This window comes from Natrialba sp. SSL1 (assembly GCF_001861355.1).
Classification (GTDB): Archaea; Halobacteriota; Halobacteria; order Halobacteriales; family Natrialbaceae; genus Natrialba.
The window spans coordinates 514,586-526,792 of sequence record NZ_MASN01000035.1; the positions used below are offsets into that span (position 1 = coordinate 514,586).

Consider the following 12,207-nt stretch of genomic DNA (forward strand, 5'->3'; position numbering starts at 1 on the left):
GGTTATGACGGTGGGTCGGAAACTCACACATCTACACCCGCCGGCGGTTTCAGTACGCCGACACGACGTGGGATGGCCACGTTCAGTCGAGCTGTCGTCTGATCGTCGTCTTGTGCGGGTACAGCCTTCACCACTCTCACTATGACCGCAGCCGAACCGACAACGGAACCCGACGAAGAGGAAAGCGCAGTCGAAACAGCCCGTCGCCAACTCGAGCGTGCGGCCGCACACTTGGATGTCGACGAGGGCATCGTCGAGCGGCTTCGTCACCCGACCAGCGTCTACCGAGTCACGATTCCACTCGAGCGCGACGACGGCACGCGCGAGATGTTCACCGGCTACCGCGCCCACCACGACAGCGTTCGTGGACCCTACAAGGGCGGACTGCGCTATCACCCTGCCGTCAACGAAGAGGAGTGTGTCGGTCTCTCGATGTGGATGACCTGGAAGTGTGCCGTGATGGACCTTCCCTTCGGCGGCGCGAAAGGTGGCGTCGTCGTCGACCCCAAAGACCTCAGTACGGACGAGAAAGAGCGCCTCACCCGTCGGTTCGCCGAGGAGCTTCGACCCGTTATCGGCCCGATGAAAGACATCCCGGCACCGGACATGGGGACCGATCCCGAGACGATGGCCTGGTTCATGGACGCCTATTCGATGCAAGAAGGCGAAACCACGCCTGGCGTCGTGACCGGCAAGCCGCCAGTTATCGGTGGCTCCCAGGGTCGTGAGAAGTCGCCCGGCCGGAGTGTCGGAATCATCACTGCGGAGGCGGTCGACTACTACGACTGGGATCTCGACGAAACGACTGTTGCCGTACAAGGGTTCGGCAGCGTTGGCGCGAACGCCGCCCGCTATCTGGACGAACGCGGTGCCTCCATCGTTGCCGTCTCCGACATCGACGGCGCAATTTACGACCCAGACGGCCTCGATACGAACGACGTAGAAGATCACGACGAAACACCCGGCATGGTCTCGGGCTACAATGCTCCACAGTCGCTCACCAACGAGGAACTACTCGAACTCGACGTCGACGTGCTCATCCCCGCCGCGATTGGGAACGTACTCACCGGCGATAACGCGCGCAACGTCAACGCCGACATGATCGTCGAGGGGGCGAACGGTCCAACGACCTCGACGGCCGACCAGATCTTCGAAAGTCGGGACATTCCGGTTATCCCGGACATTCTCGCGAACGCAGGCGGCGTCACCGTCTCGTACTTCGAGTGGCTCCAGGACATCAACCGCCGCGCCTGGAGTCTGGAACGCGTCCACGAGGAACTCGAGACGGAGATGCTCCGCGCCTGGGGCGCGGTCTGTGACGAGTACGGACGCAACGACGTGACCTGGCGCGATGCGGCGTACATCGTCGCATTACAGCGCATCGCAGAAGCACACGAGGCACGCGGGCTCTGGCCGTAATTATCCACACCCAGGCACAGACCTACACCCAGGCCCAGGCTCAGACACAAACCCAGACCCCCAATTCAGACTGAAAGCGTCACACAGACACTCACCGATTTGTACCGTCCCCACACCGCACGACGGAGCAACCGGCTCACACAGTCTGTGTAGCAACCACCCACGTTTCTCCCCCACCCCCGTCGTTCAGACTGTACTCGAGTACGAACGACAGTGCGAGACAAGCGTGACCAAAAACTACGAGAACGAGGATAGCTCCGTCACGAGAACGAAGACAGATCCGTCTCCACGTCGTGCTCTCGCGAGGAGTCGCCACCATTTGCGAGTTGCTCGTAGGACGGCAGGTCCTCGAGTGAGGAATCGCGTTTGACCGCCTTGACAATGTGCTTCGGGTCCGTCACAAGTCGATGGAGGAGGTAACTCCCCTGTGAACGGCCGCCGCCGGTCTTTTCAGACTCGATGACGCCGAGGAACGCCTGTTCCTTGAGCTGGCGATAGAGTCCATTCTCCGTGATCGGATCGTTTGCGACCAGTTCGCAGATACCGACGTAGCGCTGGTAGATCTCCCGCGTCTTGTACGTCTCGCGATCGCCCGTGATGATGCGACTCGCGAGCGAGTACAGTGCGAGTTTGGCGTGAACCGTCGCACCGCTGGTCAGTTCTTCGATACGGTTGATCTCGGCTACCTCCTGGGCCTGCTGGATGTGTTCCTCCGAGACCGACTCCGACCCGGTGCGCCGCGCCAACTCGCCTGCTTCCTTCAGAATCTCGATCGCCTTACGTGCGTCTCCGTGTTTCTTCGCTGCGAGTGCAGCACAGAGTTCGATTGTCCCATCCTCGAGGACGTCGGGCTGGAAGGCGTCCTCGCGGTTGCGCATGATTTCGCGGAGCTGGGAGGCATCGTACGGGTGGAAGAACAGTTCGCGGTGGCCGAAGCTGCTGTCGATGCGCTCGTCTAAGGTTTCGCGGTACTGAACCTTGTTGCTGATGCCGATGACGCCGATGTAGGCGTCAGTCTTGCGCGCTTCGCGGGCGCGGGAGAGTTGCATCAGGATGTTGCTGTTATCGAGTTTGTCGATCTCGTCTAAGATGACGATGACGGCGTCGAAGAAGGACTCCAGAATACGCCAGATATGCTGGTAGTACTCCATGGTCCCGACGCCACGAAGGGGGATGTGGTCCTGGTAGCCGGTCTGTTCTTTGAGACTCAGGGCGAGTTGGCGGGTCGCACGCGTCTCCGTATTCGCTTCGGAGCAGTCGACGTAGAGGACGCCACAGTCGATTTCGTTGCTGCTGGCGGCGTCCTGGGCTCGCGTGGCGACGTGACGGGAGATGAGACTCTTCCCGGTTCCGGTTTTGCCGTAGATCATCACGTTGTTCGGTGGATCGCCGCGCGTGATCGCGCCGACTTCGGCGGCAACGGACTGGATTTCGTTGTCCCGACCGACGATCCGGTCCTCATCGGGGACGTGCCCGACGTGGAGGAGTTCCTTCCGATTGAAGATCGGATCGTGAGATTGGAAGAGCGGGTCCCCACCGGCCGTATCAGCCATGCTTCCATTCTGGGAGACCGGTATTATAAAACCATGGGAAAGAATGCAGACTGATAATGAATCACGACTGGGCTCTATTTGACTGCAGTAGCGCTGGAAACGGCTGAAATACAAGATGTGAACGAACGAATCAGTGGTGAACAGGCCCACCCCTGATTCAGAGTGAAAGGCAGCGATGAATAGGGGGTGATGTGGGAGAGGAAGGGAGGGTGATGGGAGAAAGCGAAGTAAGTGGGAGAGAAGAGCGAGTGAGAGTGGTGAGAGGAGAACTGAGAGCGGGTGAAGATGGTGAGAGGAGAGAGAAGAGTGAATGGAGGAGATGGGAGGGAAAATAAGGGCGAGTGAAGGAGGTAAGAGACGTGAGAAAGAGCGGTATCAAATAGTACCGCTGGAGGGAGGTGGCTCTCCAGCGACCGATCCCTCACTGTTATCCCCGATAGGTCATCGGCACGTCATTGGCACACCATCGGCGGTTCCACTGTAGATTATCGATTCAACAGCAAATCTTCAGTATGTATTCTAGTCTAGAATCGTTTCTAGTTATAGTTTGAATGTTGTGGTTCCAGCAACAGGTTCCGAATACTAGAAACTCATACCAAACGTTGGCAGAGACCCGAAGCAATCAGCAACTCCCCCTCGCTCTCTCCACCCCCACCCTCCCACAGAGAGGATACACTCTGAATGAGGGGTCCCTGGGGGTAAATCCTGTTTCGCCTGTCGGATTTCGACGCTTCCACTCTTTCTTACTCACTCTCTTACTCGCTTTCCATCTCTGTTTTCTCCTCGCTCACGCCTGTTGCTCTTACTTCTACCCCGCTTTTACTCCCACCCTATACTTCCTCCTTCTCTCCAATCTTGTCCTACTCTCTGTCGGATCTTTTCGAGTCTCGTATTTAGCCTCCTCCATGACTCGAGAGTGACACTGCTTCCGCCAATCGTCCACCCCCAATTCAGAGTGAAAACCGCCACACAACCCATTCAGTTCCCTCCCATCCGATTTCACTTTGAATGAGGGGTGTCTCCTCAGAGAGGGGCCCGCTTTCTACACTTCTTGCTCCCCCATCCAACGTCCTCACCTACCCCATCCCTTCCCCAATGTGTCTTTATCAATATCTCCGTCCTCGACACTCCCAACCCCGATCCGCTTTCCTCACCCATGTCCCATACATTGACAGTAGTGGTACGCACACAGTCAGTTATGGTACGACGCAGTATCCTCTTTACACCCGGTGACCAGCCGGATATGCTCCGCAAGGCACCCAGCGCAGGGGCTGACACCATCGTCTTCGATCTCGAAGATGCAGTTGCACCGACGGAGAAAGAATCGGCACGAGAAACCGTTCGTGAGGTTCTGACTGATCCAACGTTCGATCCCGACTGTGAGGTCTGTGTCCGGGTGAACGCCCCCGTCGACGAACTGACGGCCGACCTTGCGGTTATCGCGGGCGGCGGCACTGGAACTGGTACTGACACTGACGGTAACAATACCACTGACACCGACACCAGTAATGTCACTGGCACCGACATTAACACCGACACCAATACCGCCAGCTCGCCAACCGAGCTCCGCCTCGATAGCGTCATGCTCCCCAAAACCGATTCCGCCGATGACGTCCACACGCTTGCGGCGGAACTCGAGTCCCACGCACTCGAGATCCCCATCCTGGCACTGATAGAAAACGCACGGGGCGTGCTCGCAGCACCGGAAATCGTGGCTGTTCCCGAAACCGACGCCCTCCTGTTCGGTGCCGAAGACCTCTCGGCGGATCTGGGCGCGACGCGGACCGACGAGGGAACGGAAGTCCTCTACGCACGCGAGCGCGTCGTCGTGGCGGCCGCCGCACACGACTGCCAGGCGATCGATACGGTCTTCACCGATTTCGGCGACGAAGACGGACTCATCGAGGAAACGGAGTTCGCGATTCAACTCGGCTACGATGGGAAACTGGCGATCCACCCAGCCCAGGTCGCCCCGATCAACGAGGCGTTCACGCCGACGGCCGAGGAACTCGAGTGGGCGACGGCTGTCCTCGAGGCGAAGCGAGAGGCAGACGCCGAGGGACGTGGTGTCTTCGAGGTCGATGGGGAGATGATCGATGCGCCGTTGATCGCACAGGCAGAGCGAATTCGTGAACGGGCGGCTGCGGCCGATTCGTGAGTTGCTACCACCCGCAGTGAACCGCCTCGGGGTCAAGTCCTGAGGCACTCGGCCTGCTCCGTCTGTAGCACCGTCCCAATCCCCGCCCCAAAGTCGAGGGTGACACTGTCTAAGGGGCGTCTCCGAGGTAGATGCGAGTCGAGGACAACATTTGCCTTAGAGCCGAAGACAACACCAGTCTTAGTGCCGAGAGCAACACCTGTCTTAGCGTCGAGAGCAACATCGATTGCAGGATCGGTGCCAACACCTGTATCAGATATAAACACGACTATAATCCTTATATTGTGTTTTACTTACTATGGATGATGTTCGTCACGCTTATTTTCGGTTCTGCGGAATAGCCGTCTAATGGCAGCAGATACGAACCCGTTCGAGAGTCTGCAGTCGCAAATCGACGATGCGGCAGCACATCTCGACATCGGCGACGACGTGATCGAGCGGCTCAAGCACCCTGAGCGCGTGCTCGAGACGAATCTCACGGTCGAACTCGACAATGGCGACCTCGAACGGTTCAAAGCCTTCCGCTCGCAGTTCAACGGCGACCGCGGGCCGTACAAGGGCGGCATCCGCTACCACCCGGGCGTTTCCCGCGACGAAGTCAAGGCGCTCTCGGGCTGGATGGTCTACAAGTGTGCGACCGTCGGAATCCCCTACGGCGGTGGCAAGGGTGGGATTATCGTCGATCCCGCAGAATACTCCGAGAGCGAACTCGAACGCCTCACCCGCGCGTTCGCAACCGAACTACGACCCCTGATCGGCGTCGACCGCGACATTCCTGCACCCGACGTGAACACCGGTCAGCGGGAGATGAACTGGATCAAAGACACCTACGAGACGCTGGAGAACACCACCGAACCCGGCGTCATCACGGGCAAGAACATCGCCAGCGGCGGCAGCGAAGGCCGCGTCGAGGCAACCGGTCGCTCGACCGTACTCGCCGCCCGCGAGGCGTTCGACTACCTCGACAAGGACCTCGACGGTGCAACCGTCGCCGTACAGGGGTACGGCAACGCCGGCTGGATCGCCGCCAAACTGATCGACGAGATGGGCGCGACGGTCGTCGCCGCAAGCGACTCGAGTGGCGGCATCTACAACCCAGACGGCTTCGACCCGGTCGCTGCGAAAAAACACAAGAACGAGACCGGAAGTATCGTCGGCTACGAGGAGAGCGAGGAGGAGATCACCAACGAGGACGTGCTCACGCTGGACGTTGACCTGCTCATTCCGGCCGCACTGGAGAACGCAATCGACGGCGAACTCGCCGAGGAGGTCTCTGCCGATGTCATTTCGGAGGCCGCGAACGGACCGCTGACGCCCGAAGCCGACGCGGTGATGGAAGACAAGGACGTCTTCGTTATCCCGGATATTCTCGCGAACGCAGGCGGTGTCACCGTGTCGTACTTCGAGTGGGTCCAGAACCGCCAGCGCTTTTCCTGGTCGGAAGAGCGCGTGAACGACGAACTCGAGACGATTATCGTCGAGGCGTTCGATGCACTCGTCGAGACCTACGAGGAACACGATCTGGATAATCCACGGACCGCTGCGTACGTCGTTGCGCTGCAGCGCGTCGCCGACGCGTACGACGAAGCGGGCTCGTTCCCGTAACGACCGTCCGACATCGCTGCTATCGTCCATACCCGCTGTCGTTCATATCCGCTGTCATCCATATACACTGTCACTTCTGAGACGTGGCCGGTGTCCGAACCAGGGTGTGAACCTGACGGATCGTCGATGTCTTTCCTTGACTCTCGGTAGCTTTTTGCACGTTGGGTCGAACGAGGGAGACGGATAGATATACGTGAGTCTCCGGGATCGCTTGGGCCACTATCGCGCCACTGCTCGCGCAAAGCTTCGACAGGCGTTCGAAGAAGAGCATACGCCACACCAGGTTGCAGCCAGTTTCGCACTCGGTATCTTCGTCACGGCGATGCCGACTGGCGGACTGGGACTCGGACTCTTCGTCGTCTTCGGTCGCCTCTGGTCGTGGATCTCGACACCGGCACTGTTCGCCTCCGCAGCAGTGCTCAACCCGTTCGTCAAACCGGCAGTGTACGTCTCGAGTATCACGCTTGGCGGGTTCATCCTTGGAACTGATCCGGTTGTCTCGTATGAGACGGCGGCTGAGTCGGCCGGGGTAGCCATCCGTCAGCTACTCGTCGGAAATCTGCTCATCGCAGTGGCCCTCACTGGGGTGAGTTACGTCGTCGTCCGTTGGTTGACGCGTGCCCAGCACGCACGGCAGGGTCGACTGACCAATCTGTCGGTGGGCTCATTGGTTCTTCGCGCGTTCAAACGGAAGTAGCCCGGTTCGTGACCTGTCAGACCCAGCGGAGACCGTTTGTCGATATGCGTATTGGTCCGTTGCGTGACAGTCTCGAATCCAATAAACACTTATGAACCAACGTGAGATTTTCCCTATGGACCTGAATCGTCGAACCATGCTGGGTGGTATCGGTACCGCCAGCCTCGCCGGACTCGCTGGATGTCTCAATCTCGTTGGACTCGCGACGCACGAGGCAGCACCAGCAGGTGTCGACGAATCCGTCCGGTCGGAGACGGAGTACGAACAGACGCGGATCGACGACCTCGTCGTCCGCGAGGAGGTCGGAGCCAGCATCGCGACCGAAGAGGTCGTGGTGACGAACTACATGACCGAACACGAGAAGGCAGTCGATATGGGCCCACTCGGGCGTCAACGCGGTGCCGTCTTCATCGTGCTCTCGACGCCACAGGTTTCGGTTCTGGGCCAGCAAGTCAACCCGGTCTCTGATATGTCGACGGACGAACTCGTCGAACTGGTTGCGAGCAACTACGACGATATCAACAACGTCGAACTCGAGGAGGAGTCCTCGACGACTGTCGCCGACCAGTCCACCACACAGTCTCGCTTCTCGGCCGACGCGTCGTTCGACGGCACCGATGTCGATGTTGCGCTCCATATCACCGAGGCAGTCGAAGCAGGTGAGGACCTGCTCGTGACGATCGGTGTCTATCCGCGGGATCTCGACTGGCAAGAAGAGGAAAACATCTTCGCGCTTATGGAGGGTGTCGTTCCTGCCATCGACGAGGAGACAGGCGACGATGATGGGGAGACCGGTGATGGAGGCGATGATACGGCTGCCGACGGTGACGACGACGACGGCGACGCCGACGATGATGACAGCGACGACGAGACAGACGACGATGAAGACGATACCGAGGATGACGACGATGACGACGGCATTCTCTCCACGATCAGCTAACAACGCACCTCAGACAACCCCACTCGCATACCCGACGAGCACCACTCCGACAACCAGAAAAACCACGCTCGTTCCTTTCGTCACACGAATCCGATCCGTCTCCTCGAGTTGGTCGTCCTCGACCGGTGTCATCCCTTCGCTCGCTTGCGCACGGACGATCGCCGGCGCGTATCGAACGCCGACGACACCGAGTAGGATCAGACAGCATCCGGCGACGAACACACCCCATCGAAATCCGTTGCCGCCACCAGCCAGTCCACTCCCGGCGAATAGGCTACCCCAACTATCTCCACTACCTCTACCCACTCCGTTACCCACTCCGTCACTCGATCCTATTTGACGGACGGGTTCGAGACTGGGCGCGGGCCAGTGGGTACTCGAGTCCAGTCCGATCACCGTGATCTCGAGTGGTGATGGTCCCATCGGCTTTCGAGAGACATCACCGACGGATGAGATAAACGGGATGGCGAGATTGCAGTGGATGAGAGTGGTGTCTGGTGCTCACCAGCCGCGGCCGTCGTCGCCTGCGTTGGCATCGTCGGCATCGTTGGTGTCGTTGGTGTCGCTGGTATCGTTGGTGTCGTCGATGTCGTCGGTTTTGTCACCCGTTCCGTTGTCGCTTCTTTCGGTACTGTCCTCACTGCTCTCCGTATCCGTTTGGTCAGAGTCACTCTCGGCTGGGACGTCCCAGTTGCTGGTTGGTTCGCTGTCGCCCCAGAAGCCGGCATCGTCGGCGGATCTCCCCTCGTTGCTGTCGGGACTGGTGTTCGGATCTTGTAGGCCGCTCGTTTCTGTTTCTGTTTCTGTTCCCGTTCCCGTTTCCATTCCAGTCGTTGTATCCGTACCCGTTCCGGTGTTCGCGCCCGTTTCGTTGCTCGTTCGCTCGCTATCGGTCGCCGAGCCAGTCAGTTCCCATCCGTCGGTTGGGGAGACGGTCTCACCGGCACCGGTAACGCCGTTTTTGCCCGTCCGTGCAACGCGGCGCTGGTCCGGGATAAGATCGAGTTCGGGGTTGGTGTCACCCAGGACGAGCAGCGCGTAGTACTGGAAGTAGGTCCGGATGGGCAACTGGATGAGCGCGAACACGACGACCACTGCCAGGAGTCCGAGGAGACCGACCACGACGGCGAGGTAGACACCGGCACCGCCCAGAACGTACGCGAGCACGGCGAGCACAACGAACGGAATCGCCACGATAAGCGCGCCGATCACGACGACGAAGCCGACGACGATGTTGAGAACGAACTGCAGAACCCACACCAGCGCCAGATAGACGGCGTAGTTCCCCCAGTTCGAGGTGACGGTCGGCCAGAACCGCCGCCAGCCACTCAGTACGCCCCGTTGCTCGAGGAGCATGACGGGCGCGACGAACTCGGATGTAAAACGCATCACGACCGCGTAGACGAGGTACAGCGGAATCGCGAGGACGCCGGCAAGTGCGAGCGAACTTGCGTCCGGAACGCCGCCGAACGTGGCCAGTACTGCGATCCCGAACACACCACTCAACAGAAGCACTGCAACAGCTCTGAAGGCGAACAGCCGCAACCCGCGCCCGACGTTCGCTCGCGTATAGCGCCTGACGTGGACCGCATTCGACCGAAGCGATTCGATGAAGACGAACTCCATGATCGCGCCGACCATCGCGTATGCGATCCAGAGGAGAACGCCAGCTACGATCACCAGCCCGAGGACGGCGATTACCTCGTCCGGAACGGGATCGACATCCGTCTCGACTGCCGGCATCGGCTGATCGAGCAGGGGTTCGACGTCTCCGACCGGCACGCCGCCGCTTGCACCAAGGCCGCCGCCGACGAAGAGGACGACGAGCGCCAGCTTGAGCCAGCGGCCGACCCGAACCGGCACCAACAACTCTCGCGTCACGTCGATCGCATCACCGAGGTCATCCACAGCGTCCATGCTAGGTCTAGGTCGTACTCTCAGAGCAACGATGAAAACAGTACTGCTTAGATTCGCCCGTACGGTGCTCCAGACACCACTCTCGTCGTCCACACGTCTGTGTTTGTGACGGTCGCTCGGTCGAACGGTTAGGGAGCGAACGGTCGAACAGTCGAACGGTTAGGGGGTGAACGGCCGAACGGACGAAGAGCCGAGCGGTTGAACGGTCGGAGTGGCGAACGGACGAAGCACCAAAGAGCCGACGGTTGAACGATCGAACGAGTACCGTCCTAGACACGTCTCGGTAGAGACACTTCGAGACGCATTTAACTCCGAGCCCACACCATCTCTAGTAATGGATCTCCGCCAGCTCGCACGCGGCACGGTCGAGTGGGGACGCATCGAGCGCGTCATCCGCACGCTGGCGGAACGACACGACCGCGACGCCGTCCGTGTCGAGTTCCTCGACGCCGACAACTGGCTTTCGACCCCCTGCGTCATCGACGAGAAGTGGTTCGTCAAAATCGTCACCCGCCAGAACGCGCTCGTCCACGCGCTCCTGACGACCGGCCGCAACGTCGGTGCCGTCTCCTCCGGCACCGAAGGCTTCTTCGACCGTTTCGACACTCCCCGCGAGATGGTCGAACACGAGTACGACGCCACCCAGCGCATGCGCGCCATCGGCATCAACGCCCCCCGCCCAATCGAAGCCTTCGAAGTCAACGGCCTCGGTGTGCTGGTACTCGAGTACCTCCCGGAGTTCGAATCGCTGCGAACGGTTTCGGACCGGGAGGTTGCCGCCCGCGCGCCGGAACTGTTCGAAATGCTCGCGACGCTACACGACCACGGGCTCGCTCACGGCGATCTCCGCGACGAGAACATCCTGCTGTGTGACGGCGACCTGTACTTCATCGATGCGACCAGCGTCCACGAGGACCGTGTTGCGGAGACGACGGCCTACGACCTCGCCTGTGCGCTCGCAATCTTGGAGCCACGAATCGGCGCTCGCGAGGCCGTCCTCGCCGCCTCCTCGGTTTACGAACCGTCGGAGTTGCTCTCGGCCCGGCGCTTCCTCGACTTCGTTCGGCTCCGCCCGGATCACGAGTTCGACTCGACCTTACTCCGGAGCGAACTCGAGAAGGCAGCGGATCTGAGTGGTCAGTAGGGACGCCCCGAACGCGTCATGATCCACAGCCACCATCTCGTCGAAAGTCTTTCACGTTCACCGCTCGAAACACGACCGATGGACAACGGGACGGCAGCCGCCCTCCTCGCACTCGTTCTTGGATTCCCGCTGGTCGTCGTTGCTGCTCTCACTGCAGGCGTTCCTGGTTCACTTGCCGTACTCGGTCTTCTCGGCACGCTCGCCCTCGCGTTCGTCGTGGCTGCGCAATTTGGCGCCACCGATACACAATCGGCGACTGAATCGACTACCACCGCGGCTCTCGACAGTACTGCCAGTGAGGCAGCGACATCGAACGAACCCGAACTCGAGTTCCTGCGCGAACAGTATGCCCGCGGCGAGCTCACCGAGCGTGAACTGGACCGCAAACTCGAGCACGTGTTCGACTCCGAGTCGGCCGAGGAAGGTGGCCCGGTGCGGGAACTCGAACGGAACTGAGTGGGTGGACACACGGAACCGAGTGGGACCAGACACGGAACCCAGCCTCGAACACTCGAAACCGACGCAGAACAGCGCCACTGACTAGCTCCGAGCCGCTACCACCAGCAGCGTTTTCACGTCGCTCGTTGTCATAGTCGAGTATGAGCCAGCAAGCAACAGAGCAGGTGAACCAACACTACATCGGCGGCGAGTGGACCGACGGTAGCGGTTCGGAAACGTTCGAGAGCGTAAATCCCGCGACGGGCGAGACGCTGGCGGAATTCCAGCGCGGCACCGAAGACGACGTCGACGCTGCGCTGGCTGCAGCGAACGACG

At 60.0% G+C, this 12,207-nt stretch carries 12 protein-coding genes; 9 read left to right on the top strand and 3 right to left on the bottom strand.

The genetic code is table 11. From position 1 onward, the window contains the following. Positions 1 to 141 precede the first annotated feature (141 nt). Positions 142 to 1,419, top strand: a complete 1,278-nt coding sequence (gene gdhB / locus BBD46_RS13355; protein ID WP_071402173.1) for a glutamate dehydrogenase GdhB — start codon at positions 142 to 144, stop codon at positions 1,417 to 1,419. A 260-nt stretch (positions 1,420 to 1,679) separates the two neighbouring features. On the opposite strand, the gene BBD46_RS13360 is transcribed toward gdhB, so the two are convergent. Next, complete coding sequence (locus BBD46_RS13360) at positions 1,680 to 2,972, bottom strand: Cdc6/Cdc18 family protein (protein WP_071402174.1); 1,293 nt, start codon at positions 2,970 to 2,972, stop codon at positions 1,680 to 1,682. A 212-nt stretch (positions 2,973 to 3,184) separates the two neighbouring features. On the opposite strand from BBD46_RS13360, the gene BBD46_RS23355 reads away from it, so the two are divergent. The 5 genes from BBD46_RS23355 to BBD46_RS13385 all read left to right on the top strand — a co-directional run bounded on the left by BBD46_RS23355 (position 3,185) and on the right by BBD46_RS13385 (position 8,372). Next, entirely contained in the window at positions 3,185 to 3,307 is a 123-nt protein-coding gene (locus tag BBD46_RS23355) for a hypothetical protein (protein WP_256374985.1), read from the top strand. 863 nt (positions 3,308 to 4,170) lie between these two features. Next, a complete protein-coding gene (locus BBD46_RS13365) occupies positions 4,171 to 5,130 on the top strand; it encodes an HpcH/HpaI aldolase/citrate lyase family protein (protein WP_071402175.1) in 960 nt (319 codons plus the stop codon). A gap of 348 nt (positions 5,131 to 5,478) precedes the next feature. Then, positions 5,479 to 6,735, top strand: coding sequence for a Glu/Leu/Phe/Val family dehydrogenase (locus BBD46_RS13375; RefSeq protein WP_071402177.1), 1,257 nt, complete (start codon positions 5,479 to 5,481; stop codon positions 6,733 to 6,735). A 193-nt stretch (positions 6,736 to 6,928) separates the two neighbouring features. After that, positions 6,929 to 7,432: a DUF2062 domain-containing protein gene (locus BBD46_RS13380; protein WP_071402178.1), complete on the top strand. Its 504-nt coding sequence runs from the start codon at positions 6,929 to 6,931 to the stop codon at positions 7,430 to 7,432. 115 nt (positions 7,433 to 7,547) lie between these two features. After that, a complete protein-coding gene (locus BBD46_RS13385) occupies positions 7,548 to 8,372 on the top strand; it encodes a DUF6517 family protein (protein ID WP_071402179.1) in 825 nt (274 codons plus the stop codon). A gap of 9 nt (positions 8,373 to 8,381) precedes the next feature. Here BBD46_RS13385 and BBD46_RS23440 read toward each other — a convergent pair whose 3' ends face one another. Both BBD46_RS23440 and BBD46_RS13395 read right to left on the bottom strand, forming a co-directional pair. Beyond that, complete coding sequence (locus tag BBD46_RS23440) at positions 8,382 to 8,795, bottom strand: hypothetical protein (protein WP_171908204.1); 414 nt, start codon at positions 8,793 to 8,795, stop codon at positions 8,382 to 8,384. Positions 8,796 to 8,873: 78 nt separating this feature from the next. Then, a complete protein-coding gene (locus tag BBD46_RS13395; protein ID WP_071402181.1) occupies positions 8,874 to 10,289 on the bottom strand; it encodes a DUF7544 domain-containing protein in 1,416 nt (471 codons plus the stop codon). A 334-nt stretch (positions 10,290 to 10,623) separates the two neighbouring features. On the opposite strand from BBD46_RS13395, the gene BBD46_RS13400 reads away from it, so the two are divergent. The 3 genes from BBD46_RS13400 to BBD46_RS22230 all read left to right on the top strand — a co-directional run. Further along, a complete protein-coding gene (locus tag BBD46_RS13400; protein ID WP_071402182.1) occupies positions 10,624 to 11,433 on the top strand; it encodes an RIO1 family regulatory kinase/ATPase in 810 nt (269 codons plus the stop codon). 78 nt (positions 11,434 to 11,511) lie between these two features. Then, positions 11,512 to 11,889, top strand: coding sequence for a hypothetical protein (locus BBD46_RS13405; RefSeq protein ID WP_071402183.1), 378 nt, complete (start codon positions 11,512 to 11,514; stop codon positions 11,887 to 11,889). 143 nt (positions 11,890 to 12,032) lie between these two features. Continuing rightward, positions 12,033 to 12,207, top strand: a 175-nt coding sequence (locus BBD46_RS22230; protein WP_139173594.1) for an aldehyde dehydrogenase family protein, incomplete at its 3' end; no start/stop codon positions are given.

Bases quoted from the DNA above. Each gene is read 5' to 3' on its own strand.
- gdhB (WP_071402173.1), top strand. From the start codon at position 142: ATGACCGCAGCCGAACCGACAACGGAACCCGACGAAGAGGAAAGCGCA.
- BBD46_RS13360 (WP_071402174.1), bottom strand. From the start codon at position 2,972: ATGGCTGATACGGCCGGTGGGGACCCGCTCTTCCAATCTCACGATCCG.
- BBD46_RS23355 (WP_256374985.1), top strand. From the start codon at position 3,185: ATGGGAGAAAGCGAAGTAAGTGGGAGAGAAGAGCGAGTGAGAGTGGTG.
- BBD46_RS13365 (WP_071402175.1), top strand. From the start codon at position 4,171: ATGGTACGACGCAGTATCCTCTTTACACCCGGTGACCAGCCGGATATG.
- BBD46_RS13375 (WP_071402177.1), top strand. From the start codon at position 5,479: ATGGCAGCAGATACGAACCCGTTCGAGAGTCTGCAGTCGCAAATCGAC.
- BBD46_RS13385 (WP_071402179.1), top strand. From the start codon at position 7,548: ATGGACCTGAATCGTCGAACCATGCTGGGTGGTATCGGTACCGCCAGC.
- BBD46_RS23440 (WP_171908204.1), bottom strand. From the start codon at position 8,795: ATGGGACCATCACCACTCGAGATCACGGTGATCGGACTGGACTCGAGT.
- BBD46_RS13395 (WP_071402181.1), bottom strand. From the start codon at position 10,289: ATGGACGCTGTGGATGACCTCGGTGATGCGATCGACGTGACGCGAGAG.
- BBD46_RS13400 (WP_071402182.1), top strand. From the start codon at position 10,624: ATGGATCTCCGCCAGCTCGCACGCGGCACGGTCGAGTGGGGACGCATC.
- BBD46_RS13405 (WP_071402183.1), top strand. From the start codon at position 11,512: ATGGACAACGGGACGGCAGCCGCCCTCCTCGCACTCGTTCTTGGATTC.